Origin of the sequence: Colwellia sp. MB02u-6 (genome assembly GCF_014077095.1) — a bacterium.
In the GTDB taxonomy this organism is placed as follows: Bacteria; Pseudomonadota; Gammaproteobacteria; order Enterobacterales; family Alteromonadaceae; genus Cognaticolwellia.
Map to the genome: position 1 here is coordinate 1 of NZ_JACGVG010000031.1, position 26,063 is coordinate 26,063.

Sequence of the window (26,063 nt, forward strand, 5' to 3'; positions counted from 1 at the left end):
TCCCATTCCGAACTCAGAAGTGAAACGTGTTAGCGCCGATGGTAGTGTGGGAGTTCCCATGTGAGAGTAGGACATTGCTAGGCTTCTATTTAGAGAAACCCGTAGCTAACGCTACGGGTTTTTTGCTTTCTGGCATTTGATAAGTAAAGCTTGAGATTTAGGCATTAGCTTGCTGTAATCTCAAAAACTAAAAAGTGTTAACAAAACCCTCCAACCTCAATCAATAGCTAGTTTTGAATATCTTATACTAATTGCATCAACTAAGTTCCCGCATTATTAAACCTCTAGGACGCAGCTTAATCGCTGTTTTATGTTGAGAAGAGCATGTTCTAAGTTGGACCACATAATTCAATAATATCGTTACAGCCCTTGTAGTATTTGTTACTAAGTCTATTTTCGCGTAACCATTGCTAGACCTGTTCTATTAAACTTAACTTTGGTGATGATGCACTAGTTCATTAGCTGATAAATCATTAAATTTTTCTATTTTTGCCACATAATTATTCAAGTTTACTGTATTTAAGATAGCGTAATTAAGAGTAGAGAAAATTGTTCAATATTTTTAACTTTTACATTATTAATATTTATTTTAGTGTCAATTTGATGTATCAATCGCCACTTTAAAAAGCGGCTCTAATTATCTTGGTACAATGAATCTTTATTATTAGCCAATAAGAATTTTTTACATGCTAATAATTTTATATAAAAAACTTCATTATTAGGTGAAAAGCTATAACAAGTGATATTTAGCATTTTAATGCTTGTTGAACGTTGCTAATTTAGATATTCTCATTAAAGGTTGTTAACATCTTATTTACGTGGTGATTCTGTTAGTTAACAAGTAATTGTTGACATTAAAATAATAAATATACTCTTAAGGAGCGCTCGTGCTTATTAAAGATAATTTTGATGAGGTACTGAAATTTAGTGCTTCAACAAACGAATTTTTATCTCATTACCAAATCCCAGCTAGTCCAGTAAATTATTCAGTCACTTATTTGCATATTAGTAAGCGTAATAAAAAATTAACTGCAGAGTTAGAGAGGCATGTTCAAACCTTTCAGGACGTTGATTTAACTTTTATTGAAGGTTTATTTGAAAAGTATATTTCTAACTCTCATACTATTGATAAACAAATACTTGAACCGATTGAGAAGTCTTTAACTTCTACTCTCGAAAAAATTAATTTACAAGTAGATAGTGCTAAAGCAGCAACTTCTAATTTAATAAAAGCGAAAAAAGCACTTTCTAAACATGAACACCTTAATTCTATGCAAAATATTGTTTCCTTTTTGATGAAAAATATTACATTTTATCAACAACAGCATTCCGACTTATCTTTAGATTTAACCAGGACTTGTGGTGAAGTCAATTTTTTGAAATCTAAACTTCATGCGGCACGTAATGAAGTAATAGTTGATTCTTTAACTGGTTTATATAATCGTCGTGGCTGTGACATTAAGTTAAAAGAATTAGATATTGAACAAGTGCATTCTTCATTAGCAATAGATATTGACCATTTCAAAAATTTTAATAATAAGTTTGGCTATGTTATTGGCGATAAAGTGATACAGCGCATTGCAAAAGTGATTACATCATATATATCCGATAACGATATTGCCGTTCGTTTTGGTGGGGAGGAGTTTACTGTTGTTATGGTAAATAAAACCAAAACGCAAGCATATGAAGTTGCAGAAAATATCAGGTTAGCGATTTCACAATTAACACTGATGCATAGAGACTCAAAAGCCAAGCTACCTAAAATTTCTGTTTCTATTGGTGTTGTACAACGAGAAGAGGAATTAAACTGGGCGGCGATATTTGAACAAGCTAATACCGCATTATATCAAGCTAAAAATAGTGGCAGAAATAGAAGCGTTTGTTTATAGATGAGTTCACGCTGACATTTAACTTATGCTGTTCTTGATTTAGGCGCTTTGTATATACTTAGAGGCACTAATAAGCGACGGTGTTTATTGATAAATACTGCCATTGTTTTCTAGCTCAGTAAGGTATATACGAGTCATCAACTCTAATTGATGATAGTTTGGTAACATATGTTGGCATAGTTGATAAAAGGCTTTGTTATGCTTTTTTTCTTTTAAATGCGCCAGTTCATGCACCACGATCATACTTAATAGTGCTTCGGGCGCTCGCTTAAACATACTACCAATACGGATTTCGTTTTTACTTTTTAGTTTATTGCCTTGTACGCGAGAAACATAGGTGTGCAAACCTAGCGCGTTGTTAACCACATGAATCTTATCATCGTACTTTACTTGACTAAGTGGGGCTGATTTTTTTAAATATTGTTGTTTTAACGCGATGGAGTATTCGCGTAATGCTTTATCAGTAGTTACTTCATGTGGTGTAGGAAATTGCGCCAATAAATAGGCTTTTAAGTTGTTTTCCTTAATAAGCTGTGTGACTTGCTGCTGTATATCAATAGAATAATGAGATAAATACTTTAACGGTGTGGCCATGTGACTAAATAAGTTCTGTATTGTTGATGGTTGCGACTATAACAATAGTTTACGCTATTATAATTTAACTATTCATTGTTTTTTATTAAAATTTTTAGCGCTATTTACTCGAATGTCATTATTACTCGCCTGTTCAAGGTAAATGCCAACAGCATAATCCGATATATCAAGGATTAAATCTTCCTTGTTTCAAACGTACAGCGCCGAAGAATTTTTTAAAACACGCTAAGTATTTGGCTCTTCAAATAAATATTTAATTTTTACAGGCACATTGATGAAGTTAGTTACTTGAGTATAAAGTTACACTAAAAATAGCGAAGCTAAAGTTCGCTATTTTTATCACTACGGAGCATTAGGCAGAAGTAATTTAATTAGTCAGTTTTGGTGAAATAAAGGCTAATTATAAATAGAGGTTTTTAAGGGATAACATTACATTAAAGTGGTGATGTTGATGCTTTAAATATCGCCATTAAGTTTTCTACAAAGGTAGTATTGTTTTTATCTGATACCGAGACCGTGATGCCAAATGGTGCAAAGTGTAACGTTTCAGCTAATGCTGATGAGGACAAGCCTATTTTGCTTAGTGTTAAATGATTTTCGGAAATTTCTTTTTCAATTCTTAATTGAATACTATTTTTTATTAGGCTTTCTTCCGCCTGAATAAGGTCTTTGCAAAATGCCTGACCAGCGTGTATTAAATTAGCCCTAACTAAACTACTGGATACGTGATTGAATAAGCCTTCACATCGTTGAATAATAAGCACTTGGGTTTCCTGCCAAAAATTTATTTCTGACTTACTGTAGACATTAATCAATATATTATGTTGCTGAAAATGTTTTTCAACAACAGCTCTAAATAATAGCTCTTTTGATTTAAATTGCTTATGTATAGTTACTCGCGATATCCCAGCATAACGACTGACCATAGAAATATTTGCGGTATCGTAGCCGTGCTGAAAAAAGCAATCCATAGCGGCATTTAGTATTTTATCAGTAGTACTTGGCAAATCATCTGCTCTTACTCATTAAAGTATTGATATATTAACGTGAGTGGTTACATTAAACAACAAGTTTACACTAGTTGTTAATGTGTAAACCTGTGTTATGATTCCCCTACTTACTTTTATAATTTAACTTATATTTTGGGATTGATGTGAAGCTAATTTTTATGCTCGGAGCCGTTATTTTACTGCAAGCTTGTTCTAAACCAACAGAAGTCACAAAAGAGGCTGAACCTGTAGTGGTTCAACTCACGAGTGCCCGGCTAACAAATTTAGTGAATGACTATAAATTTCCAGCCACGGTGTCGGCGGTGAAGAGTGTTGACCTTAAATTCGAAGTCTCAGGACGTCTAATTTTTGAGAACCTTGTCGAAGGTAGTGAAGTTAAAAAAGGTCAAATTTTAGCTAAAATTGATCCGAAACCTTTTCAACGCAAAGTGCAAGAAAGCCTTATTCTTCATGATGACGCACAACGAAATTTAAAACGCATTAAAGATGTTTTTGAAAAAAATGTTGCGTCGCAACGCGATTACGATGAAGCACAATCTCAGTTTTCAATTACTAAAATAGCACTAACCAATGCAGAGCAAGATTTAAGTTACTGCACGATAAGATCACCATTTGATGCTGTTATTGGTGCTAGGTACATTGAAAATGATAGCTTAATTCGTACTGGAGATTCACTGGCTAATTTACAAGATAGATCAGCGCTTTATTTTACCTTTGAGGTGCCTGAACGCATTATGACCGCCAATGCCGGCAATCGCGATGTAAAAGCAACTGCTTATATTATTGGCCAGGAAGATAAGATATTTGATATACATTATGTTGAACATAAAACCACGCCTGATCCCATTACTCAAACCTATGGCGTAACCTTTGCACTTGACGGTGAAATTGCTAAGTCTTTTTATCCAGGCTCGCGCGCCATTGTTAATATTAAACAAAATAATAGTCACTCACAGGCATTAATTATTCCATTAAGTGCATTAGTAGGCAATAACGAATCAGGCTTTAGTGTCTGGCGCTTTAATCAAGTACAAAATAGTCTGACTGAGGTCAAGGTCAAGGTTTCTGAATTAAAAGGTGAGTACGCCGTGATTTCTTTGGGATTAAGTCGTGATGATAAAGTGGTTTCTGCCGCAGTGGGGCAAATGCGTGAGGGACTAATAGTCAGAGAATATAAGGCGACATATTAATGGATATTGCACGTTATTCGTTGACTAAGCCCATTAATATTTGGCTTATGGCGATATGCTTTATTATTGGTGGCATTGTTGCTATGGGCAAAATAGGCCGCTTAGAAGATCCGGCCTTTACCATAAAAAAAGCCGTTATCTTTACGTATTATCCGGGGGCAAGTGCGGAAAAAGTTGAAAAAGAAGTTACTGAGCAAGTAGAAATAGCACTGCAACAAATGTGGCAATTAGATACGTTGAAATCAGTCAGTAAACCTGGTTTATCCCGAGTAACCATGGAAATACAACCACATATTGATGGACCATTATTACCCCAGATTTGGGACGAACTACGCAAACGCCTTAGCGATATTCAGCACAACTTGCCACTTGGCGCTAGTGCTCCAGTGGTTATCGACGATTTTGGTGACGTTTATGGCATTTATTATGCTTTATCTGCACCTGACTTTAGCGCTAACCAAATGCGCGAATTCTCCCGTATAATTCGTCGCGAAGTTCTCACTGTTGACGGGGTTGCTAAAGTAAAAATTGGCGGTGTTTTAGAAGAAGAAATTGTTGCCACCATTGATAGCTATCAAATTGCCGGTTTAGGGCTTTCTTTTCCTGATATTCAAAAAGTACTGGCGAATAATTTAAAACCCTTTAGTGGTGGTAGATTATATGTTGGCGATAAAAAAATTAGGATCCCAGTTGCAAGCTCAACCAATAAAATAGCAGAGATAGAAAACCTCTCTATCGTTATTCCGGGTAAAAATGCCTCAATAAAGATAAAAGATATTGCTCAGCTCAGTATTGAACCTGTAGCTATCCCAAGTGGCTTAAAACGCTTTAATGGTGAACGTGCTATAACCTTAGCGGTATCAGCGCAAAGTGATATTAATATCGTTGAAGTTGGTGAGGAAATCTCCGCTAAGCTGGCTGAAGTGCTCGCTAAATTACCGGCGGGTATTCAGTTGTCTTCTATTTATAATCAAGCGAAAATTGTTGATGAATCCGTTGATGGTTTTATCTTAAATTTGGAAATTTCAGTTGCTGTAGTGACCTTAGCGCTTTGTCTATTTATGGGTTGGCGTTCCGGCATTGTTGTTGGTGGCACTTTATTGATCACAGTATTAGGGACTGTCTTGATCATGTGGCTTTATGATTTACAACTACAACGTATTTCATTAGGAGCCTTGGTCATTGCTATGGGAATGCTGGTTGACAATGCTATTGTGGTAGCAGAGGGTATGATGCTGCGCATGGAGAAAGGTAAGTCGGCAATGGAGTCTGCCAGCTTTATTGTTAAACGTACACAGTGGCCATTACTGGGCGCTACGGTTATTGGTATAGCAGCGTTTTCGGGCATTGGTTTATCAGATGATGCCACAGGAGAGTTTTTATTTTCACTGTTCGCCGTCGTACTAATATCTTTGCTGTTAAGTTGGGTACTGGCGGTAACGTTAACTCCTTTATTAGGTAAATACTTTTATCAAGTGGTTGATAAATCAGGTGTAGAAGCGTCACATTCATTATTTCATCAAGCTTATTTAGTTGTTTTACGTAATGCCTTGCACTGGCGTGGTGTAACCTTAGGGTTATTGGTGGTGATTACAATCAGCGCCTACGCAAGCTTTGGTTTTATTAAACAAGGATTTTTCCCTCCTTCAAATACCCCAGTGTTTTTTGTTCATTACTGGGGCCCGCAAGACTCAGATATTAGAGCCACTGAAAAATATATGAAACAAGGTGAAAAGCTGATCCTGAGCACTGAAGGTGTCGAATCATTAGCGACTTTTATCGGTGAAAGTTCAGCACGCTTTACCTTAGTATTTGCCCCTGAATTACCGAATGAGAGTTATGGGCTATTTATGGTGCGAGCGTATGACGCAGCTGATATCCCTCGCTTAGCGCAAGCCGTCGCTGATAAATTAAGATTAGCAAATCCTAAGGTAAATTTTTACGCAGAAATCATGCAATTTGGCCCTGGTGCGGGTGCTAAAATTCAGGCACGATTTTCTGGCGAAGATCCCGCTATTTTAAGGCAGTTAGCTGAGCAAGCAAAAGCAATTTATTCTGCAGATGGTAACATTCGTGATATTCGAGATGACTGGCGGAATAAAGGCATTGTTTTAGCACCTGAGTATGATGATATAGCGGCAGGCATTGCCGGTGTTTCAAGGAGTGATTTTAGTCAAGCGATAAAGTTTTATACTGATGGTTTGCAAATAGGGCAATTACAAGATGGTGATTACCTTTATCCAATTATTGCCAGAAATAGTAGCACGAATCCTGATCAATTAGCCGGTTTAGAAAACAGTTTAGTGTGGAGCAGTAGTCAACGAACTTATATACCCTTTAAGCAAGTAAGTGGCAAAATGAACTATGCCAGTGAAGAGCTGCTGATTAATCGACGTGATCGTGTAAGAACTATCACGGTTAAAGCGGAGGCCGGATACAATGAAACTACCGGTGAGGCGTTTAATCGTACACAAGCTAAAATTGCTGCTATTACTTTACCAGAAGGTTATAAACTTGACTGGGGTGGCGAATATGAATCGTCACGTAAAGCGCAAGCCGCTTTAGGAAAAGGCTTGCCGCTGGGGTTCTTAATCATGTTTATTATCAGTGTGTTGCTCTTTGGTAAGGCTAGGCAGCCGATTATTATTTGGCTGATTGTACCTATGGCTGTGGTGGGTGTGGTTGCGGGCTTACTAATAGCAGACCTACCTTTTGGCTTTATGTCGTTACTGGGCTTTTTGAGCCTATTCGGTATGTTAATTAAAAATGCTATTGTGCTATTGGAAGAAATTGACTTACAAATTATTGAAGGTAAAGAAAAAGCAATTGCCATCGTTGAAGCAAGCTTGAGTCGCTTGAGACCAGTTTCACTGGCAGCTATCACCACTATATTAGGTGTTATGCCATTATTATTTGACCCTTTCTTTGCTGATATGTCGGTGACCATTATGGGCGGATTAGCGTTTGCCACTATCTTGACCATGATAGCCGTACCTGTGCTTTATAGTGTTTTTTATAAAATTAAGGTAGAGAAAGTATAGCGCGGGTATTTAGTTAGTCACTAAAGTGTTATCTCAATAAAAAGTGCGGTGACTAAGGTTTATCCCTTAGCGATAAACATAAAAGCGGACATTAACCTGTTCGCTTTTATGTTTAGGATAAACGGGCAGTTTTTCTGTACCAGACAAAAACTAAGTACCGACATCCATGTCATGATCACACGACTGTTCTTAGCCATCTCGGTAATTGCTCCTGCATTACTCTAATGGCTTATATCCATGCAAGAACATGGCTCCACGGCATTAGTGTATCAATGCAGGTCGATGTGAAAGAACGACTATATTTATGCCTCTCTCAGACATCCTGTCTTTCTAAACAATAGTGCATTTATGCACGCTAGATAAAGAACGAAGATATACTCTTTATCTAGGTCACCTTTATTCTATATTAAGTACTTTTTTCAAGGGCGTTAAATAGGGCTCAAAATGTCGCCATTGTTCAGTGGCACTTTTATAAATGGGTTGACGCACTTGCTCAGAGCTTGGGGTTTTAATATTGCGCTTGGTTTTATGAAAATCGACACAGGATTGTTCAAACTCTAAGCCACAAAAATCAAGCATTCTTCGTACTTGTGTTTCTAAATCATCCACCACATCTTCATGATTTACCTTTAATACATAACCCGGTAAAACATCATCCCAATGTGCCATCAATTTTAAATAAGCTTGATAGTAACGACCCATGTCTTCAAGGTTGTAACTAAAATCTTGTCCTTCGGCAAATAACTGTTTAAAACCGCTAAAGCAACAAGCCATGGGTGAGCGTCTGGCGTCAATAATTTTAGCGTTGGGCAGTATTAATCGGATCAGGCCAATATGGAGAAAGTTATTGGGCATTTTATCAATAAATAAGGGTGCCTTTTCTCGGTAGACTTGAGTTTCGTCAATAAATTGCTGACCAAAGCGTTTGAAATACTCGGGATTAATTTCATTTAAATTTTTCGGGTATTGAGCTTCTTGATCACTTTGACTATTGCTACGGCCTCGTAGTCGTGATGCCAAGCCTAATATATTGTGTAGCTCCATCGTGCCGTCAACTTGACTATGTGAAGCCAGTATTTGTTCAAGTAGCGTAGAGCCTGCGCGCGGTAAGCCGACAATAAATATTGGGTCAGGTAAACTAAGCCCTAAATTTCCACGGCTCTCAAACAGCTCAGCGGTACAGTATTTTATTTGCTCGGCAACTTGTTGTTCTACTTTGGTAATATCAAAACCACTATGAGCATGCTGTAATTTATTGCCTTCTTGGTAGGCTTGAAAGGCTTGCTTATAGTCTTCTCTGTCTTCAAAGGCTTTACCGGTAGCAAAATGTAGTTGAACTTTATCTGTTAGTGCTAAGGCGTTATTATTTTGCTGTGCTTGCATTTGAGCAATTTCTTCATCGCTAAAACGGTAGGTTTTAGTATTGGCTAAACTCCAAAAAGCATCACCATAACTTGGGTTTAACTGGTAGGCTTTTTGGTAAGCAGCAATGGCTTTTTTTATGTCACCTTTGGTTTTTAGCGCATGGCCTAGCTGCAGTTGAAAGCCTGCAACTTGATCGTTTTGCTCTACAGCTTGTTCAAATAGGATGATGGCTTGCTCTATTTTACCTAAACCTGTTAAGGCACTCGCTTTAGCGACTTTAAAGCTCAGGTTGTCAGGTTGTATAGCGAGTAACTTTTCAACTTGCTGTTCTGCCACTTTGTATTTACCTAAACGAATAAGTAAATTGAGGTACTGAGAGCGCGCATTTATATGATTGGGCGCCAACTCAAGGGCACTGGCCAGTAAAAATTCAGCATCGTCATAAATTTTTAGCTCTACACCTATTTCAGCAAGCAGACACATGCCATCGATGTGGCGTTTATTATCTTGTAAAAAATGTCGACAAATTTGTTCTGCTTTTAATAACTTTCCTTCGTGCATTAATTCAGTTACCGCGAGTAAGGCCGGAGGTAATTTTTTTAGTTTCTCTAACTGATTGGCGGCTTTTTGCACATTGTCTTGTTGCTTTGCATCTCGGTACAGGTGAATTAATGCTTGCCAACTAGCGACTAAACTTGGGTTAAGTTTTACTGCCTTTTCAAATGAAATTTTAGCCAGTGCGGGTTCATCTAAGGCTAAATGGATAAAGCCTTGTTCTTGATTAGCGCGGCTATGTGTTTCATCGAGTTTAAGTAATTCATTAATACTGCTTAATGCCGCAGGGATAGTTTTTGCATAGCGTTGGGCAACGGCAATTAAATACCATAATTCAATTTGGAGTTGTTGGTCTGTGGTTTGTTTTTGTAGTTGTTTACTTTGTGTAATGGCGTCATTGAATTTTGTTGTTTGGATCAATTGTTGAATTGATTTTAATTGGTCTTCAATAGCAGAGTGAGATTTTGTGTCCAATGACTTAGCTCCAGGGTAGGTTAGCGTATTGTTTTTAGGTTAAAACACGACTATTTTATCAATAAAAAGCCGCTTGATACAGATATCAAACGGCTTTATTTATCATTTTAGCTATGACTTAACTAGCTTTTAGTAATCGATCTAGGCTTAATAAAAGTCGTACGAGAATCTAAAACCAATGGTACGAGGTCGGTTAGAAACTACTTTTGGCGTATACTGTTGAGTATCAATATATAATATTGCACTTTTATCAGTCAGGTTGTCGATGAAAAGCTCAGCTTTCCATTCGTCGTTAGTTACACCAAAGCTTAAATTTGCTACCACATAACTATCCTGTATATAACGACCACCGGCAAAAGTCTCGCCATTACTGTCTGGATAATTAACACCGGAATAAACATCAGCTTCGTTTTGAATGTTCAAACCTGAACCTGTGCCATAGATTAAATTAGTAGAGTCCTCTACCATGTTCGCGTCCATCACCATACCGGCAAGTCTCTCTCCGGTGTAACTGATTGAACCGTTAACATAACCTGTCATACCTTGGCCAATTGGATAGAAATACTGGGCTTGTAAATTACCTGAGAATTCAGCTGAATAGGGTAATCTACTGCCTTCTGGTGGCGCAATACCATTAAGTTGGGCATTAACTGACGTTAGCTCGGTATCTATCAAACTAAAAGCACCAGAGATAACTAAGTTATCTGTTGCGACCCAACTAAAGTCACCGTCGATACCTTTAATTTCAGCATCACCAACATTATCAGTAAATACTAAGAAGCTGATATTGGTAGGGTCATATCTTGATGTTTGCAGATTAGATATTTTTGAATAGTAGGCCGTAGCGTTGAAGCGTAAATTTTGATCAAATAATGTTGATTTAAAACCTAATTCTACGTTATCTAAGCTATCAGTGGTTGAGTACACTGGAATGCGGAAACCATCAAAGGCGCCTTCTTGACTTTTAGCTGAACCACCACCAACTCGGTTAGTAACCGGTGGTCTAAAACCTTCTGAATATGATGCAAATACCATAACATCATCATTAACTTGCCAATCAACTGAAGTTTTGATAATCGTATCATCAACGGTTAAGGTACCGTCACTATCAAGTAAGTCAGTTTCTAGTTGGCCACTAGCAATAGCGGATTGAATCGCCGCTGCTTCATCAGCACCAAAAAACTCAGTTAATGCTGCTTCACTTCCATCACCAAAGGCACGTAAACGACCACTGACATCGGCGGTTGTTGTAGAGCCTTTATAAATGTCATCAATTTGATACCAACGGGCACCAAAACTTGCGGTGACTGTGTCAGTAATATCATACTCGAACTGACCAAATACCGCGATTTGATCTATGGTATGAGTAACATCATTAACAAAACTTACTTCTGAAGGGAAAGGACCGTCACTACTGTTAACGCCTTCATTTCCTACAAGTGTTCTTGCCAAATTAGGAAACTTCTCAGTATTAGCTATTTTGAATTGACCAACAGTTGATAACTCTTGCGTGTCGTAAAATACACCTGCGGTTACACGCCAGCGATTTTCAGCTGAGGTATTCATACGCAATTCGTGGGTAGTACGAGAGGTGCTAGTTTCTTCTTTATAATACTTAGTTGGGTCAAGACATTCTTGTTCTGCTTCAGGAACGCCTGAATAGTTACAAACATAATAAGCAGAAAATGAACCACCGTTAGTATAGCCAGTGTAATCAATCGTTGAATTGATATCTCTGTCAAGATAACCACCGGTATAAACCACGGTAAGATGCTCAAGTCGGCCTTCTAATGTCCAAGTCGTTAAACCAAAATCATCATTGTTGTTTTCTGGCATAAAGCGACTTGTTGATGTTTCACCTTTAAGGTTTGGATCATAAGAAAACACACCTTCTGTATCAAGTGACTGTTGAGTATGTTGAACTAAAAGATCCCAGTCATTATTGATTAAATACGATAAACCAAAGCGAGCACCGGCATAACTTGCCGTATTAAAGTTTTCTTCTACTAAAGCAGCATTTTGTGGTGCGGTAACAGAAATATTTTCAGGGTTAGTTAATACACCACCAGAAATTCGACTAATAACTTCTGCACTACCAGTATAACCACCTTCACCTGGAACATTAAGTACATTATCTATCCAACCACCTTGGTAGTCGTTGTAAGCAGTAACACGTACGGCTAACGAGTCAGATAAAGACATATTAAAATACGCTTCGACAGAGTTACTCATGTCGCCGCCTTTGGTGGTACTTGTGCTGGTATCAAAACCTGCAGCAAAACCATCATGGGTTGGCTTGTTGGTGATTAAGCGAACGGTACCTGATTGAGAGCTAGCACCAAAAAGTGTGCCTTGTGGCCCAGGTAAAACTTCGATACGTTCAACATCAGTAGCATAAATATCTAAATTACGCCCTTGCATTGATACCGGTTGCTCGTCTAAATAGAAAGCAACAGAAGGTTGTAGTGCTTGAACTGATGAAACTGAGATGTTGGTTTGCGTAGTTGCTGCGCCACGAATATATATTTCATTTTGGCCAGGACCTGTACCCTGAAAAACAACATTTGGTAAAAACTCTACGTATTGGTCAAAATTAGAAACGCCAAGTTTTTCTAAGCTATCACCGGTTAATGCGGTGACAGTTACGGGAACTTCTTGAATTGATTCAACGCGTTTAGTCGCTGTAACTTCAATAGTCTCTATTGATGCTCTCTTTTTTGTTTCTTCAGCGTACAAAGTGCCTGACGCTGCTAGTGCGGTTAAGACAGCGCAGTGTAGTTTAGTGAATTTCATAGTGATTTTCCCTTGGTATTTTTATTGTGAAGAGCCTAATACGTTTAGAACTCTAACTACAAATACACTTAGAACTCTAAATATAAATACCATTAGAGTTCTAACTATATTTGGCCTTTGGCAGTATCTTAACAAAATATAGGAATCTTTTCAAAAATATAATAAAGTGCTCTTTTTTAGTCAAACTTCGTTATATAGTTGATTGTTCACACAAGTGACTATTTACACCTCGATTAACAAGATATAATATCAACACAAATTAAATTTAGGGGAAGGCTTTGTCTTTATCCGCCAAGAGTCAATTAAATAAGACAGTATTCGTTAGTGCATCATCTATCATTATTGCTCTTTTACTTTATACAGTAGCACTACCTGAACAGGCACAGAGCCTGTTTACGCTTATGCAAACAAGCATTATTGAGAACGGCAGTTGGTTCTATGTGCTCACCGTCGCTTTCATCTTCTTTTTTGTTATTTTTTTAGGATTCTCTCGTTACGGGGATATTCGTTTAGGGCCTGATCATGCGACCCCCGATTATTCTATGTTGACTTGGCTTTCTATGTTGTTTGCTGCTGGAATGGGCATTGGCTTAATGTTTTTTGGTGTGGCAGAGCCATTGATGCACTATTTGTCGCCACCTACGGCAGAAAAAGGCACGGTTGCTGCGGTTCAAGAAGCAATGAAAATGACATTTTTCCATTGGGGACTACATGCTTGGGCTATCTACGCCATTGTGGCTTTGGTATTAGCTTATTTTAGTTATCGCCATAATTTACCCTTGACGCTACGTTCTGCATTGTATCCCTTAATTGGTGAACGAATTTATCAATGGCCAGGGCATTTAGTTGATGTTTTTGCTGTGGTCAGTACGGTTTTTGGTGTCGCCACTTCATTAGGTTTAGGGGCGTCACAAGTAAATGCAGGTTTCGGTTATTTGTTTGGTATTGAGGTTTCTACGACCAATCAAATCATTATAATGATTGGTATCATTGGACTTGCCATTATCTCTGTGGCGACCGGTTTAGATAAGGGAATTAAAATACTTTCTGAAACCAATATGGTATTAGCGGTGATCTTGTTAACTTTGGTTTTTGTACTCGGTCCAACGGTGTTTTTATTACAGGCCTACTTACAAAATATTGGTGATTATTTAGCTGATATAGTACATAACACTTTCAATTTATTCGCTTATAAAAAGACCACTTGGATAGGTGGTTGGACGATATTCTATTGGGGTTGGTGGCTTGCTTGGGCACCTTTTGTTGGCTTGTTCATTGCTAGAATCTCTCGTGGTCGCACGATTAGAGAATTCATTGTTGGTGTTATGTTAATACCCACCGTATTTACTTTGTTTTGGATGACTATTTTTGGTACCAGTGCCATTGACTTGGTGCACAACCAAGGGGTGGTTGAATTAGGGGAAATGGTCAGTAAAGACTCATCAGTAGCATTATTTGTTTTTCTAGAAAATTTCCCATTATCTACATTGCTGTCTTTCTTTAGTGTCTTGATGATTGTGATATTTTTTGTCACTTCTTGTGATTCTGGTGCCATGGTAGTGGATATGCTCTGTTCGCATGGCAGCAATAACACACCCTTGTGGCAAAGAGTTTATTGGGCTGTTGGTATCGGCATGGTTGCAGGGATTTTATTGTTAGCGGGCGGACTTGGTGCTCTGCAGACCATGACCATTGCCAGTGCCTTGCCTTTTGCTATCGTACTACTGCTTGCTATTGCTGGCTTGATTAAAGCATTGAGAGTTGAAGCTTTTAAACAAGACAGCCAGCTTATAACAGCAGTACCTCATTCAAACAATGATCGTGATGATAGCTGGCAGGTGCGCTTAAATAATATTGTTGATTACCCAAACAAGGGCAATGTTAATAAATTTATTAGTAAGACAGTTGTACCTGCGTTTAAATCCGTTGCTGATGAACTAAAGAAAAACCAAATTAATGTGGTTGTTTCGGATGAAAACGGCCTGAGTTTATTGGTTCAACATGGTGAAGAGCAGCAGTTTGTTTATCGGGTGCTTGCTCGAAAGCATTTACAACCAGACTTTGCGAATGAAGCCGATGATGATGAACACAATTATTATCGAGCAGAAGTTCATTTAGGTGAAGGTGGACAAGATTATGACATTATGGGTTGGTCAAAGGCGGCAGTGATCAATAATATTATTGATCAATACCATAAACATTTGCACTTTTTGCATTTGTTACGTTAACACCTAACGGCGTCAGTTTTATTGATATTACTGGCGCTCACTGCATATAATCAGAGCCTGTAAGAAAAGTTGTTATAGGCTCTGTAATTCTAATAGCGGTGCAGCATCTATTTTATCGGCATCCATCATATTTGATAAACGCTCCATTGAAGACAGCAATTGCGATTGCTCCCATTGCGCTAAATTAGAAAATTTTTCAATAAAATGTGCTTGTAATGCTTGCGGTGCCTTAAGTAAAAGCGCTTTTCCATCATCAGTTAAATACAGGCCGACTTTACGTTTGTCTTGTGTATAACGCACTCTTGAAATAAGATTTTTACTTTCTAACCGATCAATAATATTGGTCACCGTTGCGGGACTTAAATTAACTTTTTTAGCCACTTGGCTTGAATTGATACTGTATTCTTTATCGATCTCTAACATAATTAATAATTGTGGGCTGGTTAAGCCAGAGGTTTTATTAAGATGTTTTGAATGTAAATCAATGGCGCGTATAACTTTTCTTAAGGAAATTAATAATTCCTGGTGTTTTTCCATAACAGTAGACTCCTAACTCCTAACTCTAAAATTCCGTAGTCTAATCAAAATTATAACAACCGACTAGGGAATTATTGAAATAAACATTATTTAACTAAAATCACCGGTGTGTTTTTCAAATAACTCATAGGTATGATGGCTGAAAAGTCCTGAACTCTCAATATAAAAATAACAGAGTAGGTAATATGAAACTTCCAAAAATAGGACCTGCGTTTCTTGTTACAGCAGCGTTTATTGGTCCAGGGACGATAATTACCGCATCAATGGCTGGCGCAAATTATGGTTTATCACTTGTGTGGGCATTGATCTTTGCTATGTTTGCGACGTTAATTTTGCAAGAAATGGCGGCAAGGCTTGGTATCATTAGTCAACAAGGTTTAGGCGAAAATATACGACAGGCGATTAAGCAGCCGTTTGCTAAGGCTTGTGTTGTTATGCTGGTGGTGAGTGCTATTGTGGTGGGTAATGGCGCTTATCAAAGTGGTAATATTTCAGGCGCAAGTTTAGGTTTAGTAGGTGTGGCAGAGCAGTTAGGCTTTAAAGTTGCTTTTGGAGCTATTATTTTTCCAATCATGATTGGTTCGCTTGCTTTTGTCTTACTTATTACCGGTAGTTATAAAGTAATTGAGCAAGCTTTAGTGGTGTTAGTTGGCTTAATGAGCATTGCATTTATAACAACATTTTTTTTAAGCAAACCGCAATGGTACGAGTTAATGAGCAGTTTTGTCGCCTTTGAATTACCCACAGGCGCAACACTCACAGTTATTGCCCTCATCGGCACGACTGTTGTGCCATATAATTTATTTTTACATGCTTCAACAGCCAGTAAAAAATGGCAGTCAGTTGATGATATATCAACAGCAAGGAAAGATTTACTGCTATCTATTCCGCTTGGGGCTTTAATATCAGTAGCTGTACTTTCAACCGCGGCTTCGGCCTTTTTTGGTCAGCAACTCAGTTTGCAAAGTGCTGCCGACATAGCACCCGCGCTACAGCCGTTATTTGGTGACTCTGCAAGTTTATTGCTTGGCCTTGGCTTGTTTTGCGCTGGTATATCATCTGCGATCACCGCCCCTTTAGCTGCGGCCTTTGCGTTAAGTGGTATTTTAAATTTAGACAAAAACCTTAACACTTTTGGCTTTAGATTAACCTGGATGATTATTTTAATTATTGGTGTTGTTGTCAGCAGCGCAGGTTTTAAACCTGTTGCTGTTATTTTGTTTGCTCAAGTAGCCAATGGCATTCTGCTACCTTTGATCAGTATTTTTCTCTTATGGATTATGAATACAAAAGTGCTAGGTGAATACCGCAATAATTTATGGCAGAACATGGCAGCGATTGGCGTTATTTTGATTACCTTGCTCTTGAGTGGGCGTAGCTTGATGTCAGCGTTTGGTTTGCTGTAAGCACTTAGAAGTGATAACTATATAAATACACAGCTTTATCTACAACAATATTAATCGTTTATAATAGATAAAAAGCCCTTAAATCAGCTGGTTTAAGGGCTTTTTAGTGTTAACTAATGATTAAAAACCACATTGTTTACCTTGGTTTTTATCTTTTAACCAAGTATGCAAGGGGGCAAAATAATCAAGGATGGCGGTTGCATCCATTTGTTCATTGCCAGTTAATACTTTATACGCTGCTTGCCATGGCTGACTTGAGCCCATTTCAAGGACGGTATTTAACGCGGCACCGGCATCTTTGTTGTTATAAATAGAACAACGATGAATAGGGTCAGTATTACCTGAAATTTCACATAAGGCACGATGAAATTCAAATTGCTGAATATGGGCTAAGAAATAACGAGAATAAGGTACGCCACCTGGTACATGGTATTTGGCACCTGGGTCAAAAGCATCGACGTTACGATCAATCGGGGTGGTTACACCTTGATATTTTTCACGTAATTCCCACCAAGCGCTATTATAGTTTTCAGGGGTAATTTCACCGGAATAAACTTTCCAACGCCATTGATCAACCATCAAACCAAAGGGAATAAAGGCAACCTTATCTAGCGCCATTTTCATTAATAACCCAATGTCTTTTGATTCATCAGGAATGGTGTCAATTAAACCAATCTCTTTTAAGTATTTAGGTGTTACTGACAGGGCTATCGTGTCACCAATAGCTTCATGGAAGCCGTCATTAGCACTGTTTTGATAATAAACGGGCTGGTTTTGATAAGCACGTTGATAAAAGTTATGACCTAATTCGTGATGAATGACCGAGAAGTCTTCACCGGTTTTTTGGATACACATTTTAATGCGAATATCATCTTTGGCATCTAAGTCCCATGCTGAGGCATGACATACCACATCTCGATCGGCGGGCTTAGTAAATAATGAACGTTGCCAAAATGTGGCGGGTAATGCTTCAAAGCCAAGTGAAGTAAAAAAGCTTTCAGCGCCTTTTACCATTTTAATTTCGTCGTAATTATGGCTGGCAAGTTGTTTGGTAACATCATAGCCCGGATCAGCATTTTCAGGTGCCACTAAGTCATAAATATTGCCCCAAGATTGTGCCCACATATTACCTAATAAATGCGCCGGAATAGGTTGGTCTTGTGGCACTTTATCTTCGCCGTAGGTTTTGCCTAATTCAGTGCGCACATAACAATGTAGATCATTGTATAAAGGTTTAATTTGCCCCCATAAACGGTCAAGTTCTTTAGCAAAATCATCAGCAGGCATATCATAATTAGAACGCCACATTGCGCCTAAGTCTGCATAACCTAGGCCTTGTGCGCCTTCGTTGCCAAGTTCTGCTTGGCGAATATATAAGGGTTTCATCGCTGGGCTAATGGTTCGCCAACCTTGCCACATTTCTAATAATTCATCGTAGTTACGAGAGGTTGCCATGGTAGCGGTCATCTCGCCTAAACTTAAGGTTTCGCCCGATTTAGTGGTGTAATTGCCTTTACCATATAGACTATTTAATTCCGCGCCAATTTTTGCTAACTCAGCCGATTTAGCTGAATCTTGTGGTGCTGGCATCACTAAGCTCTGCTTTAATATATTGAGTTTTCTGCGTTGATCTGCACTGACTTCTACAGAGTCAAATTTAGCGGCTTGCATGGCAAACCGAACCCCAGATTCTGTTGACTTTTGATCTGCTGCTGCGGCAAGTGCTGAAGTGTCTTGCGTAATAAAGTTTGAATTAATCCAAGCCGCACGACTGCCTTCAAGGTTAAGTTGCACTAGTTCTTGTTCAGTAGCGGCTAAGAATTTTTCTGCATCTTGAGCCGTTAACGCTTTACTTAACACAGAGGCCACTTTAGCTGAATTTTCTACTGTGTTATCACCATTACAAGCACTTAGGCTTGCTGCTACCAAAATAGCGGCTGTGGTTAATTTAAATGTTGATTGCATAAGTATCCATTATTGTTTTTGTTAGTGCTTGATTAGCGCCTTAATTAACTTAATCTAGCGTCATGGCTAGTGTAGATTGAGATTATCATCTTGGCAATAGTCTTGATTTTGTTAGAGACATTCGGCGGAGTTGATAAATTTTCGACAAAAAAAAGCCCAGCGAAAGGGGGGCTGGGCCATCATATAAAATATACTAGGGAAAGTATGAAATTTGCGTTTCAAAAATTACTTCAGGAAATGCCAAAAAATTATAGCTATATTGGGTGTTTTTAACTGTATTTTTTATGTAATAGTTTGTAATGAATAAGAGTAATAAGAGTAAAAAAACTCAGTAATAAAATTTGAAGGTTAAAATGTTATTACTGAGAGTAAGTGAAAGTACATTAGTGATCAGGTACTAGGCAAATATCAATTGAGATAACTTTAAGGTATCAATATTGCTATATAAAAAGTGAAATGGGTAAGAATTTTTAATCTAGTGACCGTTAATTGACTTTTTTTGGACTTTGTTTAGTATTTTTTTAGTTCTGCATTTAATCCTAGTTGCGTTAGTTTAAACGCTTGTTTAAACTACTTGTATTAATTTGTTGATTACACTAGAACTACGGCGTTATTTAACTATGAGCACGAAGAATAAAATATTAGATGCAGCAGAAAGTTTGTTTGCAAATAAGGGTTTTAATGGTACCTCTCTACGTGAAATAACCGGTCAAGCCGATGTGAACTTAGCTGCGGTTAATTATCATTTTGGCTCGAAGAAAGAATTAATTAAAGCGGTTATGTCTCGTTACATGAATGAGTTATCACCGCGTTTAGAAGGTGCTTTAAGACAAGTCTGTGAAATAGAATCACCTAGCCTAATTGACGTCTTTTCTGCTTTTATCGATCCGCTATTATCCTTAAACAAGTTTAAAGACAATGGTACCAGTAATTTCTTGCAGCTTTTAGGCCGAGGTTATACTGACAGCCAAGGCTTTTTACGCTGGTTTTTAACCACTCAATACCCAGGTGTTATTGATAATTTTGTTTTAGCGGTACAAAAATCATACCCAGAGCTAAGTGCTGAAGAGATGTTTTGGCGTTTACATTTTACTATGGGCACAGTGGTTTTTACCATGTCTTCAAGTGACGCTTTGATTGCTATTGCTAAAAGTGATTTCGACCGTGAACTGCAAATTTCAGATGTTATTCGTAATGTTATTCCTTATGTTGCGGCCGGTGTTGGGGCACCTATGCCCTTGAAACGTTAACTTGGGCTCGAGCTGAGTGAGCTAAAATATAAGATAAAGATTACACAGATTCTTTTACAGGATCCTTAGCATGCTTATTATTTAATAGCGTTCAAAAACGCTACAATTTTCAGGTTATGACTGGTAAATAGCGCCAGCATCTTTGTTTATGCGTGCTAATTAGGTAGAGTAGCAATATCTTAATATTGTAAAGTGTTGTTATGGGTCCAGTCATGTTTGATGTGCAAGGCACATCATTGTCTCAAGAAGATAAAGAAATACTTCAACATCCACTGATCGGTGGATTAATCTTTTTTACTCGAAATTATCAATCACCAGAACAAATGGCTGACTTAAGTCAGCAAATCCGTATGGCAGCCAAAAAGCCTATGTTATTAGCGGTTGATCATGAGGGTGGTCGTGTACAACGCTTTCGAGAGGGCTTTTCTTTAATCCCGGCGATGGGTAAGTTATGGCAAATGTCAGAACAAAACCTCGCCTTAGCAAAAGAACTCGCTAAACAAAGTGCGATCCTGATGGCATTGGAAGTGCAAGCGGTCGGTATAGATATCAGTTTTGCGCCAGTATTAGATATTAATAACATTAGCGACGTTATTGGTGATAGAGCCTTTCATCAACACCCCGATTACGTCACTGAATTAGCTGAGGCATTTATTAGTGGCTTACATCTAGTGGGTATGAAAGCAACCGGTAAGCATTTTCCGGGTCATGGCAGTGTTAAAGCTGACTCTCATATTGATTTACCCATTGATTCACGTACAAGCGCTGAGATTTTTCAACAAGACTTAATGCCATTTAAGCAACTTATCAGCAAAGAAAAAGTGGATGCCTTGATGCCTGCACATATTATTTTCCCCAATGTTGCCCCTCAAGCCGTGGGTTTTTCTCGCTATTGGCTACAAAACATTTTACGTGAACAACTCGGTTTTAATGGCGTGATTTTTAGTGACGATTTATCCATGCAAGGCGCAGCAAGTATCGGTGGTTATATTGAACGCGCTGAGGCAGCACAAGCAGCAGGTTGCGATATGCTTTTGTTATGCAACAACCGTGATGGCTGTGTAGAGGTGCTTGATAGTGCCAATGTTTCAACATCGTTAGTGGGCAGTGAAAGGCTTAATAAGCTGCTGAAAACGCCAGATAAAAATACTAATTGGTCAAGGCTTAAAGAAAATGTAGTCTGGCAACAAGCGAGCGAATACCTTAAGCAATATCGTTGATTTTTAGCTGAGATCGCAGCTGTTCAAATTACAAATCAATAAACTTAAATAATCAAGAATATTAACAAAATAAAAATATAATAATAAAAATATAATAATAAAAATATTGGATAAATTTATGAAAATCACTAAACAGTTATTCATCCCGTTAGCCCCTGTTTTAGCGGTAATATTTCATTTTACCTTGCTAGCTATTGGCTTAGACAGTAAAGCCTCTATCGCTGCAGCTATTACGCTTTTAACGGTTATTTGGTGGGTGACCGAAGCACTGCCTATACCTGCCACGTCATTAGTGCCTTTTGCCTTGCTGCCCCTATTTGGCATTGTCGATCATAAAGTGGTGGCATCTGCCTTAGGTAGCCATGTAATTTTGCTCTTAATGGGTGCTTTTATGCTGTCAAAAGCCATTGAAAAAAGTGGCGCACATGAACGGTTAGCGGTTTACATGGTGCGCTTGGTGGGGGTTAATAGCGGCAGGCGAATGGTCTTTGGCTTTATGTTAGCGAGTGCACTATTAAGTATGTGGATATCCAACACTGCCACAACCTTAATTATGTTACCTATTGCTTTGGCTATTCTAAAACATATTGATAATCAAAATCTTAAAGTAGCGCTGATTCTTGGTATTGCCTATGCAGCAAGTGTGGGTGGTGTTGCGACCCCGATTGGAACGCCGCCTAATGTGATCTTTATGGGCATTTATGAAGAACAAACAGGCATTGAATTTGGCTTTTTAGAATGGATGAAGATTGGTGTACCTATTGTGGTACTTGCTATTCCAATTATGGCCTTTTGGCTCACCAGAAATGTCAAACTTGAACAAACGGTACACTTACCCGTATTAGGGCCATGGCGCGCGGAAGAAATACGCACTTTGTGGGTTTTTGGTTTAACTGCATTAGCATGGATTACACGTAAAGAACCTTTTGGTGGTTGGAGTGGAGCCTTAGATATTGAGATAGCAGGTGATAGTACTGTTGCTTTATTTGCTGTGGTGTTGATGTTTATTGTGCCCAATGGTAAAGGCTCACGCTTACTCGATTGGGACAGCGCTAAAACTATTCCTTGGGGCATGTTATTGCTATTTGCTGGCGGTATTGCTTTAGCTAAAGGTTTTGTTGCTTCAGGTTTAAGTGATTTGTTGGGTGAGTGGTTAGCGTCATTTGCTCACTTACCGGCAATTATCATGATTGTTACTATTTGTTTGGTGGTAACTTATCTAACAGAAATAACCAGTAACACAGCAACTGCCACATTACTGATGCCCATTTTAGCAGCGGCGGCTATTGCCTCTGGTTATGATCCTAAAGTGTTAATGATACCTGCTGCGATATGTGCCAGTTGTGCGTTTATGCTACCTGTGGCAACAGCGCCTAATGCGATCGCTTATGGAACCGGTGAAATACAAATTAAAGAGATGGTAAAAGAAGGGGCCGTGCTCAGTTTTATTATTTCTTGCTTAGTGGGTATTACTTGTTACTTGTTATTGCTCTAATAGCTTTTAACGTCAAATTTAAATACTCGCGTTATGACCTTGGGTTATAACGCGAGTATGATAAAAAACGGTTAAAACATTTTCTCTTTTTGCAAACGTGCTAATAAAATAATAGCAAACACAGCACTATAAATACCAAATATAACTAGCATAACTTGTGGCATGGTAAAGCCTAAGAACTGCCAGTTAATATCACCACAGTCGCCTGTCGCTTCAAACAAGGCTGGTAACCATAGATGAAGTGGCGCCCAAGTTGGGAAGTTTGGTATAAACTCGCAACTAAATAAAAACGACATGGTTGATGATTGCATGTCGATATGTTCTAAAGCAATGATGAATCCCCAAATAGCCCCAGTAGCCCATAAACCATAAGCGGCAATACGTATTAATACAAATTGACAACCTAAAGCCCCAACAACACCTGCTAAAAATATCCCCCAGATCGCGGTGCGCTGATAAATGCACATAATGCAGGGTTCAAGCCCCATCACATATTGAAAGTAGAGTGCGATTAATTCAAAACATAAGGCACTAACAGCGAGCAATTGCCAAGCTCGTTGATTTAAAGATAATTGGCTTAAGAAATTCACGACATGTCGCCCATGATTAATCATTTAAGTAATATTGCTACATATGCTAACAATAATAAAAAAGCGCCACAAGGGCGCTTTTGTTAAATTTTATATCAGCTTATAACTTGAACAAAACTTGTTAGTGGCCACCAGGGGCACTAGTTTCAGAATTTTCACTGTGATGCTGAATAATATTTTCGTCATAAAAATACTGGGTGTATTTCGTTAACTGTCCAGTTGAGATAGCCAGTAAACCAACAATAGTTAACACTATCGTATAAGGGAACGCCATAATAACCATGCGACCATAAGATAAACGAATTAATGGTGCTAGTGCTGAGGTTAATAAGAACAAGAACGCTGCTTGTCCATTCGGTGTTGCCACACTGGGTAAGTTTGTACCTGTGTTAATTGCCACCGCTAATAAATCAAACTGGTCGCGGGTAATTTGGCCAGCCATTAGTGCTTTTTGAATCTCTGTAATGTAAACCGTACCAACGAACACATTATCACTCACCATAGAAAGTAAGCCATTTGCCAGGTAGAACATAACAAGCTGCATGTTACCTTCAAAGGTTAACACCCAAGTAATAACAGGCGTAAATAAGCCCTGATCGACAATAACAGCAACTATCGCGAAGAACACGGCTAACAAAGCAGTAAAAGGTAGCGCTTCTTCAAAGGCATGGCCAATTTGATGCTCTTCGGTAATACCCGTAAATGCAGTGGCTAGAATGATGACAGATAAGCCAATTATACCAACTGGTGCTAAATGTAATGCCAGACCAACAATTAACCAAACGGCAATCGCCCCTTGAATAATCAGTTTTGCATTATCAAGCTTATTACGCTTTTTACTTTCTGCAATATCATAGTCGTTCAAAACATTGTAAACATTTTCTGGTAAAGCAACGCCGTACCCAAACCATTTTACTTTCTCTAAAAGTACACAGGTTATCATACCAGCAAAAAATACTGGAATAGTTACGGGTGACATACGAATAGCAAATTCAATGAATTCCCAGCCAGCTTGTTGCCCAATAACTAAGTTCTGTGGCTCACCAACTATGGTACATACACCACCTAAAGCGGTACCCACACCAGCATGCATCATTAAATTACGTAAGTAGCCGCGAAACTGCTCTAAATCAGCACGTGAGTATTCAGCTAATTCATGGTCACTGGTATGATCGTGGTCAACTTTAATATCTTTACCTGAAGCAACCTTGTGATAAACAGAGTAAAAACCAATAGCGACACTTATAATTACGGCAATTACGGTAAGCGCATCTAAGAAGGCCGACAAAAAGGCCCCAGAGAAACAAAACAGTAGAGACACCATCACTTTGGAACGAACTTTAGTGACTATTTTAGTGAATAAAAATAGTAACAAGCCTTTCATAAAGTAAATGCCGGCAACCATAAAGATTAATAATAAGATCACTTCAAAGTTTAAAATCATCTCATGCATGACTTGATTTGGACTTGTCATACCTATGGCAACTGCTTCAATAGCGAGTAAGCCACCGGGTTGTAAAGGGTAACATTTTAGTGCCATTGCTAGAGTAAATATAAACTCAATAACCAATGCCCAACCGGCAATGTAGGGGTCGACAACGAAAAATAGTAATGGGTTGATTACTAAAAATGTAATTATTGCGATTTTGTACCATTCTGGCGAATTGCCAAGAAAGTTTTTATAAAACGCATTCATGAATGATTGCTGCATGATGAACCTTTTGAAAATTAAGAGCTAGGGTTAGTGTAACTTAAACATTTTTGTAATTATTTTTTTGTAATTATTTTTATAAATTTAAGAATTTAAGAGTTTAAGCGTTAATGTAACTATTGTAAATAAGTCAGATCAAGCTTGTTGACTATTGAAAAGGACTGTTAGGACAATAAATGTAATTTTTGCATCAAGAAGCAAGCTTTAAAAAATGGTAAAATCAGCAGGTAAAAGCAAATTTTTTGATTGTAGAATATTTCAAAAATAGCGATAAAGCTAAGGTGAATTTAACTCAGCAGCTTTAGGTGAGATATGTATTTATGACTAGCACCAATGAAGTTAAGCGTTTGATATATATTGCAATCACAGTTATCAAATATTTTACTAAAATAGCTTTTTATGATGTTGCATTTAAGTTAAAAATAATCTTCATTAGTGACTACTAAGCTTTAAAGCTATTTTGATTCTGCTTAGCTTTATAATTTAAATAATATAGTCTAAGTAGTATGATTTAAATTATATTATTTGATACATGCTATAGCCATTAAACTACGACTGAACCTTTGATAACGTGACTATTAATTATAGTGGGCCTTCGTTGTTTTATCTAACGTAGAACGCAATAGGTAAATAGCTTTAAAGTTAATTTAACTATTTAGTTGTTATAGAAAAAGTGCTGTTATTAGGCTGATTTTTGAACGGCTTTATCTACTAATTCATTTACTTGATTATATTCTGAAATGGCTGTTC

16 protein-coding genes and 1 rRNA gene are annotated in these 26,063 nt (G+C 38.0%); 9 read left to right on the forward strand and 8 right to left on the reverse strand.

All coding sequences use genetic code 11. From position 1 onward, the window contains the following. Positions 1-83 (forward strand): 5S ribosomal RNA (gene rrf / locus H4J46_RS07695); the annotation flags it as partial. Between the two features lie 804 nt (positions 84-887). Next, complete coding sequence (locus tag H4J46_RS07700) at positions 888-1,889, forward strand: GGDEF domain-containing protein (RefSeq protein WP_182232948.1); 1,002 nt, start codon at positions 888-890, stop codon at positions 1,887-1,889. Positions 1,890-1,973: 84 nt separating this feature from the next. Here the strand turns inward: H4J46_RS07700 and H4J46_RS07705 are convergent, their stop codons facing one another. Both H4J46_RS07705 and H4J46_RS07710 read right to left on the reverse strand, forming a co-directional pair. Continuing rightward, positions 1,974-2,483: a M48 family metallopeptidase gene (locus H4J46_RS07705; protein WP_182232949.1), complete on the reverse strand. Its 510-nt coding sequence runs from the start codon at positions 2,481-2,483 to the stop codon at positions 1,974-1,976. Positions 2,484-2,917: 434 nt separating this feature from the next. Then, complete coding sequence (locus tag H4J46_RS07710) at positions 2,918-3,490, reverse strand: TetR/AcrR family transcriptional regulator (protein WP_182232950.1); 573 nt, start codon at positions 3,488-3,490, stop codon at positions 2,918-2,920. Positions 3,491-3,636: 146 nt separating this feature from the next. Here H4J46_RS07710 and H4J46_RS07715 point away from each other — a divergent pair, with 146 nt between their 5' ends. Further along, positions 3,637-4,683: an efflux RND transporter periplasmic adaptor subunit gene (locus tag H4J46_RS07715; RefSeq protein ID WP_182232951.1), complete on the forward strand. Its 1,047-nt coding sequence runs from the start codon at positions 3,637-3,639 to the stop codon at positions 4,681-4,683. Beyond that, on the forward strand, positions 4,683-7,724 hold the full coding sequence (locus tag H4J46_RS07720) for an efflux RND transporter permease subunit (RefSeq protein ID WP_182232952.1): 3,042 nt from the start codon (positions 4,683-4,685) through the stop codon (positions 7,722-7,724). The genes H4J46_RS07715 and H4J46_RS07720 overlap by 1 nt, the downstream gene beginning before the upstream one ends. 396 nt (positions 7,725-8,120) lie before the next feature. Here H4J46_RS07720 and H4J46_RS07725 read toward each other — a convergent pair whose 3' ends face one another. Together H4J46_RS07725 and H4J46_RS07730 are read right to left on the reverse strand one after the other, a co-directional pair. Beyond that, the gene (locus H4J46_RS07725) at positions 8,121-10,118 is read right to left on the reverse strand and encodes a tetratricopeptide repeat-containing sulfotransferase family protein (protein ID WP_220462976.1); all 1,998 of its coding nucleotides are present in this window, start codon (positions 10,116-10,118) and stop codon (positions 8,121-8,123) included. Between the two features lie 147 nt (positions 10,119-10,265). Continuing rightward, positions 10,266-12,911, reverse strand: coding sequence for a TonB-dependent receptor (locus tag H4J46_RS07730; RefSeq protein WP_182232953.1), 2,646 nt, complete (start codon positions 12,909-12,911; stop codon positions 10,266-10,268). 278 nt (positions 12,912-13,189) lie between these two features. Here H4J46_RS07730 and H4J46_RS07735 point away from each other — a divergent pair, with 278 nt between their 5' ends. Beyond that, positions 13,190-15,139, forward strand: a complete 1,950-nt coding sequence (locus tag H4J46_RS07735) for a choline BCCT transporter BetT (protein WP_182232954.1) — start codon at positions 13,190-13,192, stop codon at positions 15,137-15,139. 72 nt (positions 15,140-15,211) lie between these two features. Here the strand turns inward: H4J46_RS07735 and H4J46_RS07740 are convergent, their stop codons facing one another. Next, complete coding sequence (locus H4J46_RS07740; RefSeq protein ID WP_182232955.1) at positions 15,212-15,676, reverse strand: MarR family winged helix-turn-helix transcriptional regulator; 465 nt, start codon at positions 15,674-15,676, stop codon at positions 15,212-15,214. Between the two features lie 185 nt (positions 15,677-15,861). Here H4J46_RS07740 and H4J46_RS07745 point away from each other — a divergent pair, with 185 nt between their 5' ends. After that, entirely contained in the window at positions 15,862-17,082 is a 1,221-nt protein-coding gene (locus H4J46_RS07745) for an Nramp family divalent metal transporter (RefSeq protein ID WP_182232956.1), read from the forward strand. Positions 17,083-17,202: 120 nt separating this feature from the next. Here the strand turns inward: H4J46_RS07745 and H4J46_RS07750 are convergent, their stop codons facing one another. Continuing rightward, on the reverse strand, positions 17,203-19,047 hold the full coding sequence (locus H4J46_RS07750; protein ID WP_182232957.1) for a M2 family metallopeptidase: 1,845 nt from the start codon (positions 19,045-19,047) through the stop codon (positions 17,203-17,205). A 620-nt stretch (positions 19,048-19,667) separates the two neighbouring features. Between H4J46_RS07750 and H4J46_RS07755 the strand changes: the two genes are divergently transcribed. The 3 genes from H4J46_RS07755 to H4J46_RS07765 all read left to right on the forward strand — a co-directional run bounded on the left by H4J46_RS07755 (position 19,668) and on the right by H4J46_RS07765 (position 23,012). Continuing rightward, on the forward strand, positions 19,668-20,297 hold the full coding sequence (locus H4J46_RS07755; protein WP_182232958.1) for a TetR/AcrR family transcriptional regulator: 630 nt from the start codon (positions 19,668-19,670) through the stop codon (positions 20,295-20,297). Positions 20,298-20,497: 200 nt separating this feature from the next. Next, on the forward strand, positions 20,498-21,517 hold the full coding sequence (gene nagZ / locus H4J46_RS07760; RefSeq protein ID WP_182232959.1) for a beta-N-acetylhexosaminidase: 1,020 nt from the start codon (positions 20,498-20,500) through the stop codon (positions 21,515-21,517). Between the two features lie 118 nt (positions 21,518-21,635). Continuing rightward, positions 21,636-23,012, forward strand: coding sequence for an SLC13 family permease (locus tag H4J46_RS07765; RefSeq protein ID WP_182232960.1), 1,377 nt, complete (start codon positions 21,636-21,638; stop codon positions 23,010-23,012). 71 nt (positions 23,013-23,083) lie between these two features. Here H4J46_RS07765 and dsbB read toward each other — a convergent pair whose 3' ends face one another. Both dsbB and nhaB read right to left on the reverse strand, forming a co-directional pair. Then, complete coding sequence (gene dsbB / locus H4J46_RS07770) at positions 23,084-23,602, reverse strand: disulfide bond formation protein DsbB (protein ID WP_310650218.1); 519 nt, start codon at positions 23,600-23,602, stop codon at positions 23,084-23,086. Positions 23,603-23,723: 121 nt separating this feature from the next. Beyond that, positions 23,724-25,313, reverse strand: a complete 1,590-nt coding sequence (nhaB, locus tag H4J46_RS07775) for a sodium/proton antiporter NhaB (RefSeq protein ID WP_182232962.1) — start codon at positions 25,311-25,313, stop codon at positions 23,724-23,726. Positions 25,314-26,063 lie beyond the last annotated feature (750 nt).

Bases quoted from the DNA above. Each gene is read 5' to 3' on its own strand.
- H4J46_RS07745 (WP_182232956.1), top strand. From the start codon at position 15,862: ATGAAACTTCCAAAAATAGGACCTGCGTTTCTTGTTACAGCAGCGTTT.
- H4J46_RS07750 (WP_182232957.1), bottom strand. From the start codon at position 19,047: ATGCAATCAACATTTAAATTAACCACAGCCGCTATTTTGGTAGCAGCA.
- H4J46_RS07740 (WP_182232955.1), bottom strand. From the start codon at position 15,676: ATGGAAAAACACCAGGAATTATTAATTTCCTTAAGAAAAGTTATACGC.
- H4J46_RS07730 (WP_182232953.1), bottom strand. From the start codon at position 12,911: ATGAAATTCACTAAACTACACTGCGCTGTCTTAACCGCACTAGCAGCG.
- nhaB (WP_182232962.1), bottom strand. From the start codon at position 25,313: ATGCAGCAATCATTCATGAATGCGTTTTATAAAAACTTTCTTGGCAAT.
- H4J46_RS07765 (WP_182232960.1), top strand. From the start codon at position 21,636: ATGAAAATCACTAAACAGTTATTCATCCCGTTAGCCCCTGTTTTAGCG.
- H4J46_RS07705 (WP_182232949.1), bottom strand. From the start codon at position 2,483: ATGGCCACACCGTTAAAGTATTTATCTCATTATTCTATTGATATACAG.
- H4J46_RS07755 (WP_182232958.1), top strand. From the start codon at position 19,668: ATGAGCACGAAGAATAAAATATTAGATGCAGCAGAAAGTTTGTTTGCA.
- nagZ (WP_182232959.1), top strand. From the start codon at position 20,498: ATGGGTCCAGTCATGTTTGATGTGCAAGGCACATCATTGTCTCAAGAA.
- H4J46_RS07720 (WP_182232952.1), top strand. From the start codon at position 4,683: ATGGATATTGCACGTTATTCGTTGACTAAGCCCATTAATATTTGGCTT.